This is a genomic window from Niabella agricola (genome assembly GCF_021538615.1).
Classification (GTDB): domain Bacteria; phylum Bacteroidota; class Bacteroidia; order Chitinophagales; family Chitinophagaceae; genus Niabella; species Niabella agricola.
On sequence record NZ_JAJHIZ010000003.1, the window covers coordinates 3,013,956 to 3,035,516 of the forward strand.

Sequence of the window (21,561 nt, forward strand, 5' to 3'; positions counted from 1 at the left end):
GATGACCTATGAACCTTATGCATATTTAATAATAATGGACTCAATTACGTTACCTACGTCTTCACATTTATCTGTAACGACTTCCATTGCCTGGTATACTTCTCTTTTCTTGATCACTTCTTTCGCGTCGGCCTCCGTATCAAATAAATATTCAATACTCAGGTCAAAAACGTCATCGGCCTGGTTTTCAATGCTGTTGATTTTTACCAGGGCTTCCGTGATGTTGCGTACCTTTTTCATGTCCCGGAGCTCCATCACTGCCGCCTGTACCTGCTCGGCCGCCTGTACGATCAGTTCTGCCATTTTCTGTATCCCGGTTTCATTCGGATTTACGCGGTAGGTCGTGATCTTTTTAGCAGTAGCATAAATATAGTCGGCGATATCATCCAGTGAAGTAGCCAGGTAGTGAATATCTTCCCGGTCGAAAGGGGTGATGAAATTCCGGCCCAGTTCCGTAAAAACGCTGTGGGTCAGCTCATCATTACCATGTTCCATATCAATTATAGACTGGGAAAGAGAGTTCCGTTTATTGATATCGGTTTCATTGACCATCTGCTTTAAAAGTTTCCCCATAGAAGTCACGTTGGCTGCTATTTTTTCAAACAATTCAAAGAAAACGGTATTGCTGGGGGTAAAGATTTTGAGAAATGAGTTAAGTCCCATGGTATGTTTTTAAAATTGGTGGCAAAATTATCCCGTTCGTTGATGTATCACCATAAAATTACAGGAATTAATAATTCCTTAATATAGGAATTGCGGTTTCATTTGGTTTTTAGCTTACAAAAAGCAGGTTTTTAACCAAAAACAAGCGCGTTTTCAACAGGAAATGCAGCGCGGGGCTGCAGCTTAACATTAAGGTAATATTGGCATGATGATTTGGTAACATGCGGGTAACAATGAGGTAACAATGTGATCTGAATCTTTGCAGAAATATTCTATATGCAAATAAGGCTGCTGTTCGTTATTCTCTTCGCTTCTGTTTCTCATATTGCTTTTTCGCAGGCAAAGCTTTCCGGAAAAATCACAGATGGAGAGACTGGTTCTCCCATTGTGGGCGCATCCGTAGCAATAACAGGTGAACAAAAGGGAGTAACAACAGACGTTGATGGCGGGTTCTATATCTCAGTAAAGAAAAATGTAAAATACAGCCTTACAGTTTCAAGTATCGGATATCAAACCAAAGAAGTGAGTGATATTCAGATTACCGATACGGAAGTTCCGGTTGTTAATATTACGTTGGATAAGTCGAACCAGCAGTTGCAGGAGGTGGTTGTAAAATCAAGTGCCAAAAGAGAATCGGTTGCGTCTCTTTATAATGTACAAAAGTTAAGTGCCTCTATTTCCGATGGTATTTCGGCGGATATTATTAAAAAATCTCCGGACCGTAATACCGGGGATGTATTGAAACGGGTAAGCGGAGCCTCGATACAGGATGACAAATTTGTTATTATAAGGGGGCTGAGTGAACGCTATAACACTGCATTATTAAATAACGCGATTTTGCCGAGCACGGAGCCGGATAAAAAAGCCTTTGCTTTTAACATTCTGCCCTCTTCTATTGTAGACAATATTGTTGTTTATAAATCGGCTACTCCAGATCTTCCGGGTGATTTTGCAGGAGGAGCTATAAAAATAACAACCAAACAATATCCTACAACAAAATTAAGCGAGCTTTCGCTGTCGATAGGATATAATACGATAACCACATTTAAGGAAACAAAAACCTCTGAACCTAAGGGCAAACTGGACTTTCTCGGATTTTTCGATTATTCCAGGGACCTTCCCAACTCATACTATAAATACCGCAACAGTTTTATAGGACTCCCCAATGACTATAAAATAGCAGCCACTAAGCTGTTCTCTAATAGTTACGGATACAAAAATGGTCCGAATGCACTTCCCAATTTGAGTCTGAATTACACCGGAGGTAATTCTAAATTGTTTTCGGGTGAAAAAAAGCTGGGGTACATTTATTCAATAGGCTATGGAATCGGGCAGCAATTTAAACCGTCCGAGTTATTTGAGTATGATATTGCTAAAACGGAACTGTTTAACTATAACACGGACGCCTATATTCAAAAAAAGAACCTGAATGCGTTACTGAATTTGACATACGCGTATAACAGCAATAACACTATTTCCTGGAAAAACCTGTTTAATAATGATTTTTCCGTTACAACAGCCGCAAGATCGGGTGTCAATACTTCCAACGGTCAAAATAATACCATCTATTTTAAAAGTTCGCAAAATGAGGCGCGGCAGGACGGAATTTTTAATTCGGTTTTTGAAGGCAAACATAAGTTAAACAGCAGTGTGATAGATTGGAATGCTTCTTATTCTATGACGTACAGAAACGAACCGGATCAGCGGATTCTGACCTTTACTTCAATGGATAACCAAAACTTCGTGCGAAAGGTTTCTAATGAAAATTCCCCTTCGATACAAAATGCCGGACGTGTTTACTCTAATTTAAAGGAGAACATTTTTGGGACCAACTTAAATTATCAGTATCCTTTTCAGCTATTTGACAACGAACAAAAGTTTAAAGCAGGCTATGCCGGATATTTCAGACTAAAAGATGTAGAAGTTAATGCATTGGGATATGCTTCTTTGTATGCGGGAGGCGCCGAAATTCCTGCAGGTTCCGGAAGTAACCCGTTTAGCATTTTCTCTCGGGAGAATATCGATGAGTATCAACTTACAGTAGCCAATATTGGTAATAATTCAACCAACTACCAGGGTAAGGGCTACCTGAATGCAGGATATCTGATGTTGAATAACCGTTTTTCCAATAAATTAAAATTGGACTGGGGAGTACGCGTGGAAAATTACGATCAGCAGCTGATACCGGTTAGCGGTAGCTTAAAAGTAAAAAAGCAGGACCTGGATTTTCTCCCTTCCGGTAACTTTACTTACGAAGTAACGCCGAAATCCAATATCAGGTTAGCAGGCTCACAATCTGTAAACCGGCCGGAATTCAGAGAAATCGCTTCTTACAGTTTATATGATTATACTACGGATTTTATTTATCGCGGTAATCCAGATCTTGTAAGGAGTAAAAATACGAATGGAGACCTGCGATATGAGCTTTTCCCTGCTGCCGGAGAAATTATATCGGTTACCGGGTTTTATAAATATTTTAAAAACCCTATTGAACAGGTAAACCAGGGTAATTCAATACTCTCCTATCAAAATGCCGAGCACGCAAAGGTATATGGTGCTGAAATGGAAGTTCGGAAAAAACTGAGTTTTATTGGTGGCAACTTTTTTGATGCCTTAACTTTTTACACCAATCTCTCCTATATCAAAGGCTCCATAAAACTGCAAAATTCCAATATTAATAACGGGCTTATGCAGGGGTTATCGCCCTATCTGATCAACGGGGGGCTAAACTATGCAAATAATGATTTTTCTGTTAACGTGTTGTTCAACCGGATCGGGCCCAGGCTGGCATTCAGAGGCCAGGGCGACGCAGGCATAGATATTTATGAAAAGCCAAGAAGTGTGCTTGATGCGCAGGTTAGTAAAAAGTTCGCCAAAAACAAACTGGAACTTAAAGCAACAATAAGTGATATCCTGGCGCAGCCGTTTGTTATGTACTATCGATTTGATAAGTCAAGAACAAGTCCTGAATACGATAGTGAAGGCGACCGCGTTACACGTCGCTACAAGCTGGGAACATCCGCTAATTTATCTCTGAAGTATAATTTTTAAAACAAAAAAAGCAAATATGAAAAATTTAAAGATGATGTCCGTAATTGCTCTTGCAGCAGTTGTATATTCATCATGCGGCAGTAAAGGAGAAGATCTTCCTCCTCCTGTAACGCCTCCCGGGCAATCAGGAACCGTAGACGTTCGGGGCAGCATTTCTTCCAGCCAAACCTGGACAAAAGATAAAAAATACCGTTTAAGAGGATATGTGTATGTGGAAAGCGGTGCTACGCTTACTATTGAGCCCGGAACACAAATTATATCGAATAAGGACTCCGCAGGCGTATTGGTTGTTTATAAAGGTGCAAGAATAAGCGCAATTGGTAAAAATAATGATCCAATTGTATTTACATCGGCTGAGGCCAGCCCTGCTCCTGGAGATTTAGGAGGGTTGGTTTTAGTAGGTAGTGCTACCGGCAATATGAATCACAAGGAAATTGAAGGTGGTGTTGATGCTACGCATAAGGCATTTGGCGGAACTAATGACGCGGATAACAGCGGAACATTGCAGTATGTACGGATCGAGTATGCGGGTAAGGCGGTAAATCCTGGTGACGAAGTAAATGGCCTTTCTTTATATGCAGTGGGAAATGGCACAACCATTGATCACATTCAGGTGGTAAACGGGTTGGATGATGCATATGAGTTTTTTGGCGGAACGGTAAATTGCAAATACCTGATTGCCTATAACAGTGCAGACGACGATTTTGATATGGATGACGGATATCGCGGTAAGATCCAGTTTGCTGTTTCTGTAAAGGCACCTGGTTTTACTGATGATAAAGGAACCTCAGGAGATGTTTCAAACAATTTTGAAGTTGATAACACAAACGGGAAAATCCCTTATACAACAACGCCGATCACCCATCCAATTCTCTCAAACTTTACTGCTATTGGCCCGAATAATGCTGCAGGTACATCAACTGACTATGGCTATGGCATGCGTTTCAGAAGAGGAAGCCAGGTTGTGTTGGCAAATTCAATAGTGATTGGAGGCCAAAAAGCCGGGCTGGTAGTTGAAAATGCAGAAACCCAGCAAGCGTTTGTTGATGGTAATGGCATGTTCTACAACAGTCTGCTGCATTCGGTAACACAACCGTTCTTTGCCAAAGATGCTACGATCCTTACAGATGTTTCGTTGCAAACCCTTGTTTTGGGAACTTATGCAAGCAAGTTACTGGCATCTGGAACAGATGCAGGATTAACGGATCCATTTAATGCTGCTACACCTAATCTGCAACCCAAATCAGGAACATTGGCGTTAACAACTGCCGGCAAGTTTGATAAATCGGCCTTGAATGATGCCTTCTTTGTGAAGACTAACTATATTGGTGCATTTGATGGAACGAATGACTGGACACAGGGATGGACTGTGTGGGGTGCAAAATATAATATTACAAAAAAGTAACCGAATAAGAGTTCTATTAAAATGAGAAAGGGCGCTTCTTTAGAAGCGCCCTTTCTCATAGATAGTTTGGTTTGTGAAGACATTGCGCTTATTTTTAATTCATTGTAAAACATCTAAATTATAAACCATGAAAAGAAAACTGCTGCTATGGACAACGGCTGCCGTTCTTATATTTGCCAGCTGCCAAAAAAAACAGGACCAGGAACTGAAACCCGATATCGAGAAAATCTACACCTCAAAGATCCCGGAAATTGACCTGGGCATTCAGCTAAAAGCCGGTACCCCTCCCGGAGAATGGGTGGCCATTAAAATTTCAGATAATTATCAATTCGTCGATGCTACCAGCACCTATGTTCCGGAAACCGGCAAACGTTATTTTAATTTTTGGTGCGACACAAAAAGTTCGGCTACAGAATCCTATATGGTTTATGGCAATATCGACAGTACATTTCGTAACCTGGAAATAAATTATCAAAAAAAAGAAAGAATTAAATATTGCCTGCTATGAAAAAGATCGCAATATTCTTGCTTTTTGCCGGGTTTATTCCTTCTGCAAAGAGCCAGGTAACCACGTATTTAATTGATTATACCAACGAAAACCTTGCGCATCCCTGCAATGTTTTTAACAGCAATCTTCGAGCACGGTCGTAGACGGCTATCAGCATCAATCTACAATCGGGAACGTATTGTTTGATGCCGGATTAAAAGCCGTTGTACTCCAGAGCCATGCCAGTGATTTGGCGCATAGTTATGGAACAAAATACCAGATTGACTTTCCGTTTAAAAAAAACTATAAGTACAAGATACGTGCCCTTTTTAAAGGAGAAAAAAGCAGCACAGGTCCGGCATCGCTTCCGATGCTTGGGATGAAATTACATATAACTAAATTGTCGCCAAATTATACGCTAAACTGCATCGGACCACAACGGGAATACCAGGATATGACGGGCCGTGAATACGGCGGTTCTTCATTTGTGTGGAGCCAATACTTAATATCCACTACTGCGCTGAATGTAGACTATCAATCTGTAAATGTTTTAGGTACATCAGCCAATAGCGGTAACACCGGAGATCAGAATATAAAAATTCAAAAACTTGAAATAACAGAGGAGGCTCCAGCCGCTCCAGTAAACTATGCGAAGAAAATAAAACTACTGGGATTGGATACAACAGAAATAATTAATACCGGTGGGTATATAATTGCAGAGAAAGATATTCTTTTTTCTAAAGTTTTTTAGATACTTTAAAGGAACAAGCAATAGCGGATAAAAATATTCAGGAGGCTGCTACATTTACGGAACCTAATATCAAAATATATGTGACGCCTGGAAATTATTTCTATGTAGATGCGTCTCTTGACGCTTTGGCGCGATGGAATGAAATTCAAAACTCGGGTTTAAATTTTTATCGGTTTACAAACCAAGACCAGGAGTATGATTGGGATATCAGATCAAGTAACAATTTGCCAGTATTTGCAGCATCTGATTTTCCGGGATATCGGTATACCTTCAAAATAAGGTATATAAATTCTAAAAACTGTATTAGCAGTTGGGGCAGAAAACTATAACAGTGAATTAATCGTATAGAAGAAACGTTTGAACAGAACAAACGACTGGACGATTTCAGGGCAAGTATAATTTCTGGTATCATACGGCCACCTCAAAATAGAGGTGGCTTTTTTTATTATATACCCGCGTTTATCCCCGGTCAATCAACCGGGTTTTTACAAATTCATCAAAGAAAAAGGTCCGGTAAGCATCGCCGATGGGCAGCTCATGTTCGCGGATCTGTATGCTGTTGTTGCTGAAAGAAGCAATATGCTCTACATTGATGAGGTAGGACTTACTGATGCGTACAAAAACCTGCGGTGGCAACTGCTCATGAATGGTTTTAATATTCATTGCTGTAATCAGCTTCCTGTTTTCCAGGTAGAGCACTACATAATCTTTCAGCCCTTCAATAAACAGCACTTCCCGGAAGAATACTTTATAATACTTGCGCTCCGACTTTACAAACATATAATCAGCGGCAACCGATGTAATGGTATCATTTTCGGGCCGGTGGAGCAAACCATGATACGCGATGGCTTTTTGTACCGCCTTCAGAAACCGGTCCCGGTGAATAGGCTTTACCAGGTAGTCGATGGCCGATAGCTCGTAACTGTCAACGGCGTATGTGGTATGGGCGGTAATAAAGATCACCAGCGTCTTACCGGAAAGCGCTGCCGCCAGCTCCAGGCCATTCATACCATGCATTTCAATATCCAGAAATACCAGGTCGGCCGGATGCTGTTGCAGGAACAGGAGCGCTGCTGCTGCGTTGTTAAAACTCCCGGTTAGCCTTAATTCCGGTATGCCGGCAATCAGCAGCCGAACGCCTTCACGGGCCAGCGGTTCGTCATCGATAATGATGCAGTTCATAACGGTAAAGTTAATACAACCTGGTAATGATCCGGAGCCTCATTGATCTGGAGGTTGTGCCGGCCCTGATAAAGCAGCTCCAGTCTCCGGATTGCATTCGCTAAACCCAGCCCGCCTTCTTTACGGTGAGCATCCGGCATTAAAGGGCGGGAATTTTTACAGGAGAAATGCAGCAGGGCACCAGTAGCTTCAAAGAAAACGTGTACCTGCGACCTGCCCGTGGGATCTGAGCTATGTTTGACGGCATTTTCAACGAAACTGATGAATAAAAAAGGCGGAACCATTCGATTTTCGGGGAGTTGCCGGGTGGAGATGCTGAATTCAAACTGATCCCGCCGGAGTTGCTCCAGTTCCAGGAAATCATGAAGAAACCGGATCTCTGCAGCCAGCAGTACAGCAGGGCGCGAGCTATCATACAACTGGTAACGCAGCAAGTCGGAAAGCTTTAACACAACCGTTGCGGCCAACACCGGGTCTTTTTGAATAAGAATATGGGTGTTATTCAGTGTATTGAACAAAAAGTGGGGGTTTACCTGGCTTTTAAGCTGGTTCAGCTCCGATTGCAGCCGGGCTACTTCTATTTGCCGGAACCGGTAGGAATCCTCAATCCAGCGCTGGAGTAACTTGATGCTGGTAGATGCCGCCAGCAATACGCAAAGCGCAAAAAGAAAAGAAAACACCATATCCAGGGTAATCGTCTCATTTTTCGGAGGCAGGACCCGGTAGGGTGCAATGAGCAGGCGGCCGCCCTCAAAGATGAGAAAAAAACAGGCGGTGGCGGTAAGCAACACCAGCAAAAAATAGCTAAAGTACCGGCGCCGGAATAAAAAACGGGGCACAAAATAGTACATGTTCAAATAAGGTAGCCCCGTAAGCCAAACCAGTAAAACCACTTTCATGATGATTTCCCCGGTAAGGTTGTACTCCTCATTCTTGCCTTTTACAACCAGCAGCCCTATCAGGAAAATACAGAGCAGGTGCCGGAACACCCGCCACCGCGGGCTCATAAAAAAACGCAGCCAAAGGTTGCTGCCCCGGTCCTGAGCCAGCTCGGTATAAGGTGTTGCCATGCTTGCAAATTAGGATTTTTAAACGGATTGCCGGAAGATGCTCGCCAGGCGCTGCCGGGCCTTTTTAAAAATATGACCACTGGCGGCGTTGGTATAAAAAATAACCCGGTTGGTATAAAACCCGCCGGCTGCGTGTTCACCATCGATACATTTGCTTTTTATGATGAGTCTGTCTTTTATTTTCCAATGATACAACCGTTCCGGAAATGCATTTGCCTGGTGCTTTTATTAATGGTAACGGTAAAAGTCCGGGCCTACAGCTATGGAGAGCACAAGGAGATCGGGGATCAGGCATTTGCGCTGTTCCTGAAACAATACGGTTTTCAACCGAACGATTCCCTGCTGCGCTATTATTGGGGGCTTACAGGCGATGAAAAAAACGGGCTCTTTTTTCCTGAACTGTCCGGCGGCGATGAGCTTCGGGTTACCTATGGTATGTTGAATGCCCTAAGCGGTGATCATGAACGGGATCCTTTGTTGCTGGAAGAGCAACTGCGCAACCGCAATTCGGTAATTCGAAAAATTGCGGCCCTGCATCAGCGATATCTTTTGATGGGCTATGCCGCGGCACCCGATGGGAAACTGACACGGGTAGACCTGCGTTATGCCCTGCTGGCAGCGGTAAATCTCTCTCATTTTTATGAATACCGTAAAACCTTTCAGCAACAGCTCCGGCATTTTAATAAAACATTTATACGGGATTGCCAGGACCCCACAGCAGTGCCCGCCGCATTTAAAAAACTGGGAAAGACCAATGCGCTCACGATGTATGTATCGCTGCATACCCTGGCCTTAGATCTGGCTGAACAGGGCGGGCTGCTGGCCCGGAATGGAAACGGGGACGGCGCAAGGAAGCTGTTGCTGTATGCCCTGCTTTTTAATGGATTTGCGGATCACTTCCTGGAAGACGCTTTTGCGGCCGGGCACCTGGTGGTAAACCGGAGCATACTGGCCACCATTACAAATAATAAGGCGTTGCATGATTTTTATTCGGAGCATGGCTGCACGGTTGTAAACAGCCTGGGAGAACGGTGGCAGGCCCATGGCGACGGCCAGTTTAACCGCACCCATCATCACTGGCAAAATGAAACCACATTGGGTACCATCCGTTATGAACGCTATACTCCTGAAGCCCATCGCATTATTGAGGCCGTGCGTCTTTCATTAAATGATGTGGCCAACGCTTTTTATACGGCGTACCGCAGTGAAAGATTCACGCCATTTTTGCAGGAGATTCCCGACCATCCCAGGATGCAACCCGTCTTTTTCCTGGAGCGCCTGGCCGCGCTCCGGCTGGTGCCCCTTCCCTACGGATCAGATCTTTCTACATTACCCCAAGCCGCTTCTCTGTTAACCCCCGAAAACAAGCGGGCCATACAACCGCTGCAGCACCGTAATTTTATCCGGAACCGGGTTGCCAACTCGTTTATCATTACCACAACAGGGGCTTTTGCAGATCATCAACTGAAAGGGATAGGCTTTCGGTTCAATGCGGTTAACTTCAGCCGGAAATTTGAATACAATACCAGCGGCACAAAAAAGGGTATGCTGGATTACTGGCATGGCTATACCATCAGTTACGACCTGCTGGATATAAAACCGGCGCCGGAATCATCCGTGTATCAACGGGCACAACTGCTGAAAGCCGGTATCCGCAGCAATTTTGATTACTGGGTCAGTAACCGGAAATTTATTGGCCTGTACAGTTATATGGAAGCAGGGATGCAGTTTTCAGGAGGCAGTACCTCTTTTGTGTTTGTACCTTCCGCCGGCATCCAGTTCGCATCGCTTTTTAATCTGAATTATTACAATATGCCGGTTTGGGCCAGGGTGCCCCTGCAATACCTGTTGCCACTCAAGTTCAGGACCGGCAGCATCATCGCTCCGCGTAACAAACCCCGCTTTTTTTCCTCCCTGGATCTCGACCTGTTTTTCTAAATGGCAGGCCTAACAACGTGGACTGCAGGCCTCAAGCGCGATTTGTAATAAAAAAATTTGTGATAAAAATTTTAATCGCAAAAATGGTATCACAAATCTGTAATAAGAATTTTGTAATAATAAAAAATATTACAAAATTTTTTATTACAAGCCTTCGTAAATTAGTGTGGCTAAACAATAACATATGAAATACTTCAGAGCCCAACTGCACCTTACCCAACAGGAACTGGCGGTTTTTCTTGGCATTTCGCAGTCCCTTTTGAGTATGTATGAGAAAAACCTGCGCGAGCTGCCTGTGCAGGCTTCACTAAAATTGGCCCGGTTAGAACTGGAGCTGCATCAATTTCAACAACAAAAAGCTATATCGGATCTCAAACACGCACTGCATCAGCAAAAGAATATGCGAAAGCTGGAAACCCTGCTGAACCGGCAGGCCCGCCAGGCAGAATGGAACCTGCTGCGCTTAAGTGAGGCGCTGGATAAAATGAAAGAGCGACAAAAACAACTCGACCTGAAGCTTGCGTTTATCAAAAGACTGATGACGCCTGGAAGTTCCTGGCTGGAGGATAAACCCCTGCTTCAAAACATGATGCTTGATGCGGAGGCTGCTCTGGATGGGTGCGATGTGGCCTGCCAGCAACGGATGACGTATCAGTTGTTGTTGCTAAAAAGCCGGATAAAAATAATGCGGCAGGCGCAGGAAACAGTAAGACAATTGCTGAAACCCGAAACGGACGGCCGCTGAAAAACCTTGGAGGGCGCTGCAGGTACTGCTACGGATGATACGCATATGCTACCTCGTAACGCATATTTTTCAACTGCGGCAGCAGCCGGCCCATGGGCAGGTCTTCTTTTTGCGGTGTAGGCTCACAAACGGAATATTGTTCTCCATTGAAAAGGATGGAAGTGCCTACCGGCCTTTCCAGCTTCACCGCGATGGTGACATGCTGCGGGTAAACCAACACAATCATGGGCCGGTTATAGAGTTCTTTTACCAGGTAGAAAAAGAACAGCACCCGGTCTTCACAATCGCTGCCCTCGTATAACAGGGTTTGCTCCGGGGTCAGCCGTTTTTCACGGCCAAACTGGCGGCTGTCTTCTTCAAACGGAAAGGCATACCGTGTAAAGCGCATCAGGTAATCGATCCCGTCTTTTACCGAACGGCCCTTCAGTTCTTTTTTCAACATAGGTATGAGCGATGCATGGGTGGCGTTGCTCACCGGTATAGAAAAATAGGTACTGTAATCTACAGTAGGATAATTGGCAAACAGGGTTTTAATCTTCGGATTTACCTTTACCTGGTAGTCATAATCCTGGTTATAAACCGTAAACTTAAGATCGCGGGTAATATAATCCCCGGTTTCGAAACGGGGCAGTTTGGTTACCTTGTAAGAAAAAGACCGCTGATGCGGAACAATGGGAAGTGCCACTTCCTTAAAGGGCGTTTTTTCGAAATCAATATTGCTGCCATAATCGTGATAGTTGAGGCATACATATTGTTTTCCACCCTTCATCCGGTATGGGATATTATAAATATTTTCATCACTCCGGATATAAAAGAGGAGTTGCCGGTCGTGCAGGCTCAGCATGGGATCAAAACCGGATTGCAGCATAAAATACCATTTATACAGGGTGTACCGGATGTAGTTCTGCTCTTTCGGGCTGATCTGCTGTACCACCGCGCGCACGAGCTGGTAATACAGCCAATCGTCCGCGCCTTCTTCCATTTCGTATTTTTTTAATGCGGCAAGCACGCCGGAATAATCTTTTTGCCGGATGGTGGTGTAAAAATTAAGAATGCTGGAATCGGAGAGTGTGTTTTCATCAATATCCACGCGTTGTGTTTCGTTGCACACAAATTGAATGCTGTCGCCGTAAAACAGGAATTGCACTGTTTTAGGGTCGCCACCTGCATATATTTTTGAAATCGCCAGGATACAGCACCATATAAGCAACACTTTTTTCATCGCTCCGGAATCTATCCAAGTTACAAAATTTAATGATTATTTAATATTAAATTTTGGAAGATTCGGATTCCCTTCCGCCCGGTGTCTCCAGAAAAGAACGCCGGGAACAAAGATTAATGCTGCCGTAAAGGCGCGGGGTCCTCTTCGGGAGACCCGTCTTAGAAAAAATGCTCTTCCACCCGGTGTCTCCTGGAAGGGACGCCGGGAACAGAGCACTCCTGTGATGCCATAAGAAAGCGGGGCCGCTCATAAGAGGACCCCGCTGAAAAAAAGCTTCTGTTTAATAGCCAGGGTTTTGTACCAGGGCAGTATTTTTATTCATTTCATCCCGGTTGATGGGCGCATAATACATTTTATTGACCCATTTCCGGTTTTCATGGGCTTCATTTACCACCGGGGTATAGGTATAATTGTAAATGGTTTCATCGTGCCGGTAAGTATCGGTCAGTTGTTTGCCCGGCTGAAAGGTACCCACCACATTGATAAACGTGAGTTTGCGGCCTACGGTTTCCTGCGGGATCATCCAGCGGCGTACATCAAAATACCGTTGTTCCTCGAAAGCCATCTCAATCCTTTTTTCATTCCGGTACCGGTTTTTTAAGGCAATGCCGGCATCGGTAACAGCGGGCATCCCGGAGCGGAAACGGATCCGGTTCAGCCATAAACGGGCCTCGGCTTCTTCACCCAGTTCAATGCAGGCTTCTATATAATTAAACACGGCCTCTGTATAACGGAAGAACGGCCAGGGCACCAGTTGCTTGGTATTGGCATCTACAATTTTGGGGTCGGGATCGGTAAACTTACGTACATAATATCCAGTGCGGCTTCCGTTCCAGTCTTCAATGGAGCTGCTTCGGGTATCCAGTCCGTTAAACGTGATCTTTTTGCCGCCCACCATCAAATCGTATTGCCCGGTCTGGATCTGGTTGGCGGGGTCTACATTGCCGGAGATCAGGTCCCGGGGTTTCCAGCCGGCGCCGTCGTAAAGGATGGTTGCATAAAACCGGGGATCGCGGCCAACATATGGTTTTGCCTTTTGAGCCGGGTTACTCCAGCTAAAAGGGGTACCGTCTGCCATTTCATAATCATCCACCAGCAGCCCGATGGGTGTGTTGCCGGCCCAGTTGTGATACCCGTTGGGCCCGTTGTACTGATTAATGCTTACGCCGGCGCCGGTATTTACATTCAGGTTATAATAACGGCCAAAGATGATCTCTGATCCCGCATTGGCATCCATACCCAGGGCCTTGCTATAACCGCTCATGGCAATAGACATATAATTGGTTTTGCCTTCTGCGGCCGAAACCGGCGCACCGAGGTTTAGCTTATACCCGGCGCCGAGGCTCATAACGGCCTTGGCGGCTGCTTTTGCTGCCGTCCAGCGTACTTTGCGGTCGCCACCGGTATAACCAAACAGTTCCGGTTTAGGGTGACTTGCCAGCTCGGGAAATTTTGTTTTGGCCAGCGGCAGGTAACTCAGGTCACTGGCGGCATATAAAAGTACCCGCGACTTCAGCGCCAGGGCGGCCAGCACACTGGCCCGCCCTTTGTCCATCGTGCTGGTATTAATCAGCCAGATGGCGGTATCGCAGTCTGCAGTAATAAAATTGACACATTCCTCAAAGCTGTTCCGTGTTACATTATAATCCTGGTTTAAATCGTATACCCGGGTAGTGATCGGCACGCCGCCGTAATAGCGCAGCAACTGGTGGTAGAAATAAGCTCTTAAAAAATGGGCTTCTCCCTTTAGCCGGTTGGCCAGAGCGGTGTCAATTTTGGGGTTTGCCAGTTTTTCCAGGGAAAGGTTGGCGGCGCGGATATTGTCAAAAAGGTTTTTCCAGCCGTAGCTTTCGGGGATCCAGCCCACACCGCTGGGACTGGCGCTACCCTCCATTACGGTGTTGATATTGCGTCCGGTATGTGTAAACGTGGCTTCATCTGTGAGGGAGGCCAGCATTTGTTCATCAAAACCGCCTACCCCCAACCCGTATACGCCCGATCCGCCGCTGTAAATGCCGGTAATAAAGGCCTGGGCCAGTGCGGGGTCCTGCCAGGTGGTTTCCTCGGGTACCTGTCCGGTAGGATCAATATTCAGAAAATCCTTACTGCAGCCGATAACTGCACATGAAATGACCATCAGGATCAGAAATGGCCGGTATATATATGTTTTCATTTTCATTGTGATTAAGTATAAGGTTAAAAAGTTACGGTGGCGCCAATGTTCAGGATGCGAGATTGGGGATAATACTGTCCGTTGCCGCTGGTGGACTCCGGATCCCAGATCTTCATCTTATCCCAGGTAACAAGATTTTGCCCGTTGGCGAAAATGCGGATATTGCTGATGATGTTCTGTACCCGTTCCGGCATGGCCAGGTTGTAACCGATCTCTACATTCTTGAGCCGCAGGTAGTCGCTGCTCCGCAGGAAATAGGTATTAAAGCGGGCGGCGCCGCCCGTGTAATAGGTATTGCCCCGGCTGGCAATGCGGGGGTCTACGCTACTGGGGTTGTCGATAGTCCAGCGGTTGTCGAATGAATATTGAAGATAGTTTCCGATATCGCCGGATTCGGTCCCAAAAAACAACAACCCGCCAACAGCGCCCTGGAACATAAAGCTAAGATCAACGTTCTTATAGCCCAGGCTGCCGTTAAAACCTCCCGTAAAATAAGGATCACGGGTTTTGTCGAGGGCTACCATATCATCTCCATTGATCTTATTATCACCATTGTAGTCCTTTATCTTCATATCGCCGGGCCGCAGTGCGCTGGTGAGGGCGCTGTAATCCACTTTATTGGCATCAATTTCCGCCTGGTCTCTGAATACCCCGTCGTACTGATAGGCCACAATGGTAAACCCATTGGTGCCATAGGGTTTACCGGTGGTCCGTTGCCATTCCGGTACACCGGCAGGTTCGCTTGAGTAAAGCACCTTGTTTTTGGCATACCCGCCATTCAGGCCCAGGGAGTAGCTTACCTGCCCGATATGATCGCGCCAGCCGATTTTAAATTCACCGCCACGGTTCAGCATTCTTCCTTTATTTACCGGAGGCAGTTTTCCGGAGATGCCGCTGGTTTGTGGCACCAGGCCTGTTTCTGCGATCAGCGCTTTATCTCTCAGGTTGCGGAAATAATCCAGCTCCAGCGTGAGGCGACTATTTAAAAAGGCGGCATCTAAACCGATGTTCATGTTATTGCCCACCTCCCAGGTGAAGTTTTGATTGGCCACCCGGTTTTCGATGAGGGTTTGTACCACGGCATCATTCAGCACATAGGTACTAAAGGGATAAGCCGGAATGAACTGGTATTCGGCCAGCACGCCGCCAAAATAGGGCTCGGCCCCCATTTGTCCCCAGGAGCCGCGCAGCTTGAGGTTGTTTACAAATGAAACATTGTTTTTGAAGAAGGGCTCTTCAGATACGCGCCATCCTGCGGTTATCCCTGGAAAAAAGCCAAAACGTTTGTTGGGTGGAAAGATATAGGAGCCATCATACCGCCATAAAAACTCAAACAGGTATTTTTCGGCATAGTTATATCCAACACGACCAAAATAGCTGAGGCGTGCCCGCCGGTAAGATCCTCCGCCGTTGTTCTTTTCGAGGTCGCCCCCCACATCCAGCACATCCAGGGCATTGGAAAGATAATACCGCCGGAAGGCCCGAAATCCTTCATAATCTTCTGTTTCCCGTTGTACACCCGCCAGGAAATTAACGGTATGCTCCCCGAATTTCCGGTCATAGTTCAGCAGCCCGGAAAGGTTGATGTTCAAGGTGTTTTCAGTCCATTGGTTTAGCCTGGGGTCAGTAAACGTAGAACGTAGCTCCCGGGTCAGTTTGGGCGTAACACCATCGGCTTCGTAAGAACTGCGGTCCCAGGAGTAGAGGTACCAGGGCGTTTCGAACCGTTTTTGATTTTTGATGTATTTATCAATAGCCGCCGTACCGGTAATCTTCAACCCTTCCACACCGGGGATCAGGATCTCCAGTTTTCCATTGGTTTGTATATAATCGCGTTTGTCGCGGTCGTAACCGGTTTGATTGGTGGCAATCACCACGGGATTTTGACCGTACTCAATATCCCGGCCAGGCAATCCGTTGGGCCAGATGGCGGGCTCATTGGGCTTGCCGCGCATCAGCATACGGAAAATTTCTCCGGCAGTTTCAGTTGGAAAAAACCGGTATTCTTCCCGGGCGGCGATGCCCATCGTAAGGTTCATATACTGGTTCAGTTTGGCATCCAGGTTTAGGCGGAGATCATATTGTTTATAACCCGTGGCTGAATTTTTATAATAGGCGTCCTGGTTCTGGTAACCGATGGAACCCAGGTAACGAATATTTTCCGATCCTCCTGTGAGCTGGACATTGTGCCGTACCTGGGGCGACCATTTCTTAAAAGTGGCGCCAAACCAATCGGTATTGGGGTGTCCCCAGGGGTCGGATCCATCGCGGTACTGCTGCATATCGTCCGGGAAAAATCCAACAGGAGAACTCACCGTGGCACCATTATCGGTACGCTTATAGGTACCGGTTGTGGTAAGCGCCTCCCAGGCGGCCTTCCATTGGTTTACCGGCACGTTTTCATAAACGGCCAGCTCGTTGCGCAGAGTGCCATATTCCACGGCATCGGACATTTTGGGGATGCGGGTAGGCTGGGCCCAGCCCTGGTTAAAGGTATAGGACAACAGGGGTTTCCCGCTTTTTCCTCTTTTGGTGGTGATCAGGATGACCCCGTTGGCGGCGCGTGACCCGTAAATGGCGGCAGATGCATCTTTTAATACGGAAATACTCTCAATGTCGTTCGGGTTCAGGCGCTCCATGCCTCCTTCCCGGTCGGGAACCCCGTCGATTACGATCAACGCGCTGGAGTTGCCCAGCGAGTTGGTACCCCGGATGCGGATCGTAGAGCCGTCATAGCCCGGTTCGCCCCCGGTATTAATGGCTGTGATACCCGGAAGCCGGCCGGCCAGGGTATTGGTGAGGTTAACGGTAGGCGTTTTGGCCAGTTCGGTGCCTTTTACATCGGCTACGGCACCGGTAAGCGTTACTTTCTTTTGGGTGCCATAGCCTACTACCACCACATCCGTTAATTGTTCGGTGGCACTGCTTTTAAGCGTTACATGGATCGTTGTTTGATCTCCGATGGTTACTTCCTGTTGCTGGTAACCCACATGGGAGATGACCAGCGTGCCTCCGGTATTGGGCACTTTAATGGTAAAAACCCCCTGAGCATCGGTGGCAACGCCCGTTGCGGATCCTTTTAATAAAACGGAGGCTCCGTCTATAGGCGCGCCGGTTTCATCGGTGATTTTTCCGGTAATGATCTTTTCCGGAGGGGCTGTTCCGATGTTGCCCGCATGGCCTTTATACACGGAAAGACCTGGCAACAAAAAAACAATCAGGAACAGGAACAAGCGTTTGAGCGGGATACGCCCAAATAAGTATGCATAGCCGGCATGGCTACGCAATTGCTGCGTGTGCATAGCATTTCTGGTTTAGAGGTTTACATTAAAAACGGTTGATGGCAAAGACATGGGCTTACGATCGTTACTGCTTTGATCAACGGTTACATTTCTCGACCTCTAAAAAACGAAAAAATTGGGAAATAATTGTAAAAATAACAAAATAAAAATCCCTTCCGGGGAAGGGATCAGGATCTTTTATTGTTACTGCCTGAGCCTAAGGGCATCGGCATCCGGTACCGGTTATTTCTTTTTAGTAAACATCAGTTCTTTGACTTTCTCCTTATCTTCTTTTTCCTTCTTCAGGTCGAACATGGTACCAAATACATGGTCCCAGATGGTACTGCTGACACCAAAACCTTTATGCTCATCTTTATAATGATGCAGGTGGTGATTCCTCCACAATCCTTTCATCCATTTAAACGGCGGGTTCCAGGCGTGGATGGCATAATGCATCGTACCATACATCAGGTAGCCGAGCATGAACCCCGGGAAAAACATCAGGGCCTGCCTGCCGAGGATCAGGTAAAAGATACCCAGTAAAACAGAAGCAATGATGATGCTGGGAACCGGGGGCATAAACAGGCGTTGCCGGTCTCTTGGATAATGATGATGGTTGCCATGCATTACATACGCAATTTTTTGCGCTGCGGGGTTATCACTTACCCAGTGAAAAATGAAACGGTGCGCGATGTACTCGAAAAAACTCCAGAAAAAGATACCAATAAAAAAGATCAGCAGCACATAGGCTAACGAATAATTGTAGCTTACATGACTGTAATACAGCATATACACAATTACCGGAATATACATACCCCAAATAACCAACGGGTGTGTCTTCGTTAGCATCTCCAGGTAATCGTTCTTAAAAAGCCGTGCCTGACCCTTGTTGTGAATTTTATCAAACTGCATAGTGCAAAATTAAATCAAAAAAAACAGATACCTCTCTTAATACAGCCAATTGGCAAATAACCCCTATGGTTTGTTGAATTTATTGATTAAAATGTTGCTTCAGATCAATGAGTATATAAAAACATATTGAATTACCGGATGGTTCAGCAGTGAGGAACAAATTTTTACAAACAAATGTTTGTGCTAGTCGTATGTAAATTTCCAACGGCTCAGATCCGGAATGACCGTTTTCTTTTTGGTTAATTCATATTTATAAATCGTTTGACCTACTTCCTTAAAAAACGGGTAGCCGGTTTCTTCATATTCATATTTATTGTCATTCAAAATGCCGTCCTTATTTACATAAATGGTAGCGCTGAGCATAAACTCCAGGTTGTTTTTGAAATCAACCACATAACAGTAGTCTGTTAAAAAACCATAACTCCAGCCGGCCTTGTTAAACACCCGGATATGATCCGGTACCGCTTCTTTCGCTGCCCGGAAAAAGAAAAACTTAGTGTAACTGCTAAAAAATTCGGAGGTATCGTAAGCAGGAAAACGGCTTTCGTACGGTAACTCCGACATATATGTATACAGCATCCGGTAATTATCAGCCGTTAAATAAAACCGCTGTTTAGCAGGCACCGATTGAGGGAACAAAACACTGCGGAGCAGCATATGTCCGTCTTCCAGGGGCAGGTTGTTATGTCCGGTGAAATCCATCGGTTCATTGATCAGGCTGTCGTTTTTATCCCAGTGCCCGTTACCTACCAGTATTTTGGTTGCCGGAAAGCGAAATTGCAGGTCGCTGTAAGCTGCCGGCTGTGAGTACAGCGTTTTTCCATCCTTTACAAACCGGACGGGGTTGGTATGCCGGTTTTCTTCGGGTGTCATCGGCACGAAACGGCGGGTGATGCGGATATCCTGATATCCCTTTTTCCACAAAGATTCGTTCAGCGTTTTCTGTCCTGTAAATTCATAAAGCCGGTTGTAGGCGTCATTATCACTGACCAGGAAGATCTTTTTGATATAATGTTCAATGGAGGGCAACCCGTTTTTGGAAGTAGTATCTTTTGTAACCGCAGTTTGAGCGCTGAAGGCGCTGTCTGTAAGCATGGGCGTTTGAGGGCTAACCGTTTTTTCCAGGCGGTTTAGTTTTTCAAGCGCGGCAAACGCTACCGGCATTTTTACCGTAGATGCGGGATTAAAATAACGGTTGCGATCTACGTTCAGGTAATGATTGATAAAGCTTGGCTTTTGATGCGCATCCCGTTTTATTTCCGTGTAAATCAGTTGGTATTGATATACTTCCGGTTGCTCCAGCACCGACTTTAACAAGGGTGATGCTTCCTGCTCAAGCAGTCCCTTCAGCCATGGGTCTGTTTTTACCTGTGCATTTGAAATGGCAGCGGACATAGTGCATAAAAATAAGAGGAAAATCGGTTTCATACAGGTAAGATAGGATTTTTCTACTTTTGATGGAACAGATCTGCAGCATGCGGCTGCTTCCCTATCCGCTGTAATATTTATATTTTATGTTTTTCTCCCGGCCTCCCGTAAATTTGCAGCCAAAATTTTGTATATATGAAGGAAACTCCGTTTACTAAAAAACACCTGGAGCTTGGAGCCAAGATGGCTGAATTTGCAGGTTATCATATGCCGATCAGCTATTCCGGGATCAATGAAGAGCATCAGACGGTAAGAAAGAATGCCGGTGTGTTTGATGTAAGCCATATGGGTGAGTTTATCCTGAAAGGACCGAAAGCGCTGGACCTGATCCAACGGGTGACGACCAATGACGCTTCCAAACTCAGGAACAATCATGCTCAATACAGCTGCTTCACCAATGAGCAGGGAGGCATTGTAGACGATCTGATCGTTTATTGTATTGAAGAAAACAATGTATACATGATTGTGGTGAACGCTGCCAATATTGAAAAAGACTGGAAATGGCTGAGCGATCACAATCCAGACGGAGTTGAAATGCACAATATTTCCGATAAGACGGCACTGCTGGCCATTCAGGGACCAAACGCAACAGCCATATTGCAGCCGCTTACCGATACCGATATCCTGAATTTAAAATACTATACATTTGAAAAAGGCCGGTTTGCCGGAGTAGACAATGTGCTCATCAGCGCCACCGGTTATACCGGTTCCGGCGGGGTGGAAATTTATTTTGAGGACAAGGACGGCGCCGCCGATAAAATCTGGGAGGCCATTTTTGCAGAGGGCGGTCCCAAAGGGCTGAAACCGATTGGCCTGGCGGCAAGGGATACCCTGCGTTTGGAAATGGGTTATTGCCTTTATGGTAACGACCTGAATGACACAACTACGCCGCTGGAAGCCGGGTTGGGCTGGATCACTAAATTTACCAAGGAGTTTACAGCAAGCGACCTGCTAAAAAAACAGAAAGAAGCCGGCGTAACGCAAAAGCTGGTGGGTTTTGAGCTGCAGGACAAGGGCATTCCACGCAACGGGTACGAGATCTGTGATGAAAACGGAAACCGGATCGGTACCGTTACTTCCGGCACCCAATCTCCTTCTTTGGGAAAAGCTATCGGGCTGGGGTATGTACAATCCGGATTTGCTGCTTTTGAAACGCCGGTATTTATTAAAGTACGGGACAAATTATTAAAAGCAAAGGTGGTGAAACTGCCTTTTGCCTGATTGTTCAGCGGCGTTCTTTAAAATGATCCAAT

16 protein-coding genes are annotated in these 21,561 nt (G+C 45.7%); 8 read left to right on the forward strand and 8 right to left on the reverse strand.

The window, feature by feature from the left end:
• Positions 1–15: 15 nt before the first annotated feature.
• Entirely contained in the window at positions 16–663 is a 648-nt protein-coding gene (locus LL912_RS18030; RefSeq protein ID WP_090392017.1) for a DUF47 domain-containing protein, read from the reverse strand.
• A 276-nt stretch (positions 664–939) separates the two neighbouring features.
• Between LL912_RS18030 and LL912_RS18035 the strand changes: the two genes are divergently transcribed.
• The 5 genes from LL912_RS18035 to LL912_RS18055 all read left to right on the forward strand — a co-directional run bounded on the left by LL912_RS18035 (position 940) and on the right by LL912_RS18055 (position 6,357).
• Positions 940–3,714 (forward strand): TonB-dependent receptor, encoded by a 2,775-nt coding sequence (locus tag LL912_RS18035; RefSeq protein WP_235554998.1) that lies wholly within the window; start codon positions 940–942, stop codon positions 3,712–3,714.
• A 16-nt stretch (positions 3,715–3,730) separates the two neighbouring features.
• Positions 3,731–5,119: a hypothetical protein gene (locus LL912_RS18040; protein ID WP_235554999.1), complete on the forward strand. Its 1,389-nt coding sequence runs from the start codon at positions 3,731–3,733 to the stop codon at positions 5,117–5,119.
• A gap of 127 nt (positions 5,120–5,246) precedes the next feature.
• Positions 5,247–5,627, forward strand: a complete 381-nt coding sequence (locus LL912_RS18045) for a hypothetical protein (protein ID WP_235555000.1) — start codon at positions 5,247–5,249, stop codon at positions 5,625–5,627.
• The gene (locus LL912_RS18050; protein ID WP_235555001.1) at positions 5,624–5,770 is read left to right on the forward strand and encodes a hypothetical protein; all 147 of its coding nucleotides are present in this window, start codon (positions 5,624–5,626) and stop codon (positions 5,768–5,770) included. Before LL912_RS18045 ends, LL912_RS18050 begins: the two co-directional genes overlap by 4 nt.
• 35 nt (positions 5,771–5,805) lie before the next feature.
• Entirely contained in the window at positions 5,806–6,357 is a 552-nt protein-coding gene (locus LL912_RS18055) for a hypothetical protein (protein WP_235555002.1), read from the forward strand.
• Between the two features lie 459 nt (positions 6,358–6,816).
• Here the strand turns inward: LL912_RS18055 and LL912_RS18060 are convergent, their stop codons facing one another.
• Together LL912_RS18060 and LL912_RS18065 are read right to left on the reverse strand one after the other, a co-directional pair.
• A complete protein-coding gene (locus LL912_RS18060; RefSeq protein WP_235555003.1) occupies positions 6,817–7,539 on the reverse strand; it encodes a LytR/AlgR family response regulator transcription factor in 723 nt (240 codons plus the stop codon).
• Positions 7,536–8,609 (reverse strand): sensor histidine kinase, encoded by a 1,074-nt coding sequence (locus LL912_RS18065; protein WP_235555004.1) that lies wholly within the window; start codon positions 8,607–8,609, stop codon positions 7,536–7,538. The genes LL912_RS18060 and LL912_RS18065 overlap by 4 nt, the downstream gene beginning before the upstream one ends.
• A gap of 72 nt (positions 8,610–8,681) precedes the next feature.
• Between LL912_RS18065 and LL912_RS18070 the strand changes: the two genes are divergently transcribed.
• A complete protein-coding gene (locus tag LL912_RS18070; RefSeq protein ID WP_235555005.1) occupies positions 8,682–10,547 on the forward strand; it encodes a hypothetical protein in 1,866 nt (621 codons plus the stop codon).
• A gap of 184 nt (positions 10,548–10,731) precedes the next feature.
• Positions 10,732–11,292, forward strand: coding sequence for a helix-turn-helix domain-containing protein (locus tag LL912_RS18075; protein ID WP_235555006.1), 561 nt, complete (start codon positions 10,732–10,734; stop codon positions 11,290–11,292).
• Between the two features lie 28 nt (positions 11,293–11,320).
• On the opposite strand, the gene LL912_RS18080 is transcribed toward LL912_RS18075, so the two are convergent.
• The 5 genes from LL912_RS18080 to LL912_RS18100 form a co-directional block, all read right to left on the reverse strand.
• Positions 11,321–12,514, reverse strand: coding sequence for a hypothetical protein (locus tag LL912_RS18080; RefSeq protein ID WP_235555007.1), 1,194 nt, complete (start codon positions 12,512–12,514; stop codon positions 11,321–11,323).
• Positions 12,515–12,794: 280 nt separating this feature from the next.
• Positions 12,795–14,687 (reverse strand): RagB/SusD family nutrient uptake outer membrane protein, encoded by a 1,893-nt coding sequence (locus tag LL912_RS18085; RefSeq protein ID WP_235555008.1) that lies wholly within the window; start codon positions 14,685–14,687, stop codon positions 12,795–12,797.
• A gap of 23 nt (positions 14,688–14,710) precedes the next feature.
• Positions 14,711–17,989: a SusC/RagA family TonB-linked outer membrane protein gene (locus LL912_RS18090; RefSeq protein ID WP_235555009.1), complete on the reverse strand. Its 3,279-nt coding sequence runs from the start codon at positions 17,987–17,989 to the stop codon at positions 14,711–14,713.
• Positions 17,990–18,211: 222 nt separating this feature from the next.
• Complete coding sequence (locus LL912_RS18095; protein WP_235555010.1) at positions 18,212–18,880, reverse strand: sterol desaturase family protein; 669 nt, start codon at positions 18,878–18,880, stop codon at positions 18,212–18,214.
• A 183-nt stretch (positions 18,881–19,063) separates the two neighbouring features.
• Complete coding sequence (locus LL912_RS18100; RefSeq protein ID WP_235555011.1) at positions 19,064–20,308, reverse strand: serine hydrolase; 1,245 nt, start codon at positions 20,306–20,308, stop codon at positions 19,064–19,066.
• Positions 20,309–20,443: 135 nt separating this feature from the next.
• On the opposite strand from LL912_RS18100, the gene gcvT reads away from it, so the two are divergent.
• Positions 20,444–21,529 (forward strand): glycine cleavage system aminomethyltransferase GcvT, encoded by a 1,086-nt coding sequence (gcvT, locus tag LL912_RS18105; protein WP_235555012.1) that lies wholly within the window; start codon positions 20,444–20,446, stop codon positions 21,527–21,529.
• The last annotated feature ends 32 nt before the right edge of the window (positions 21,530–21,561 follow it).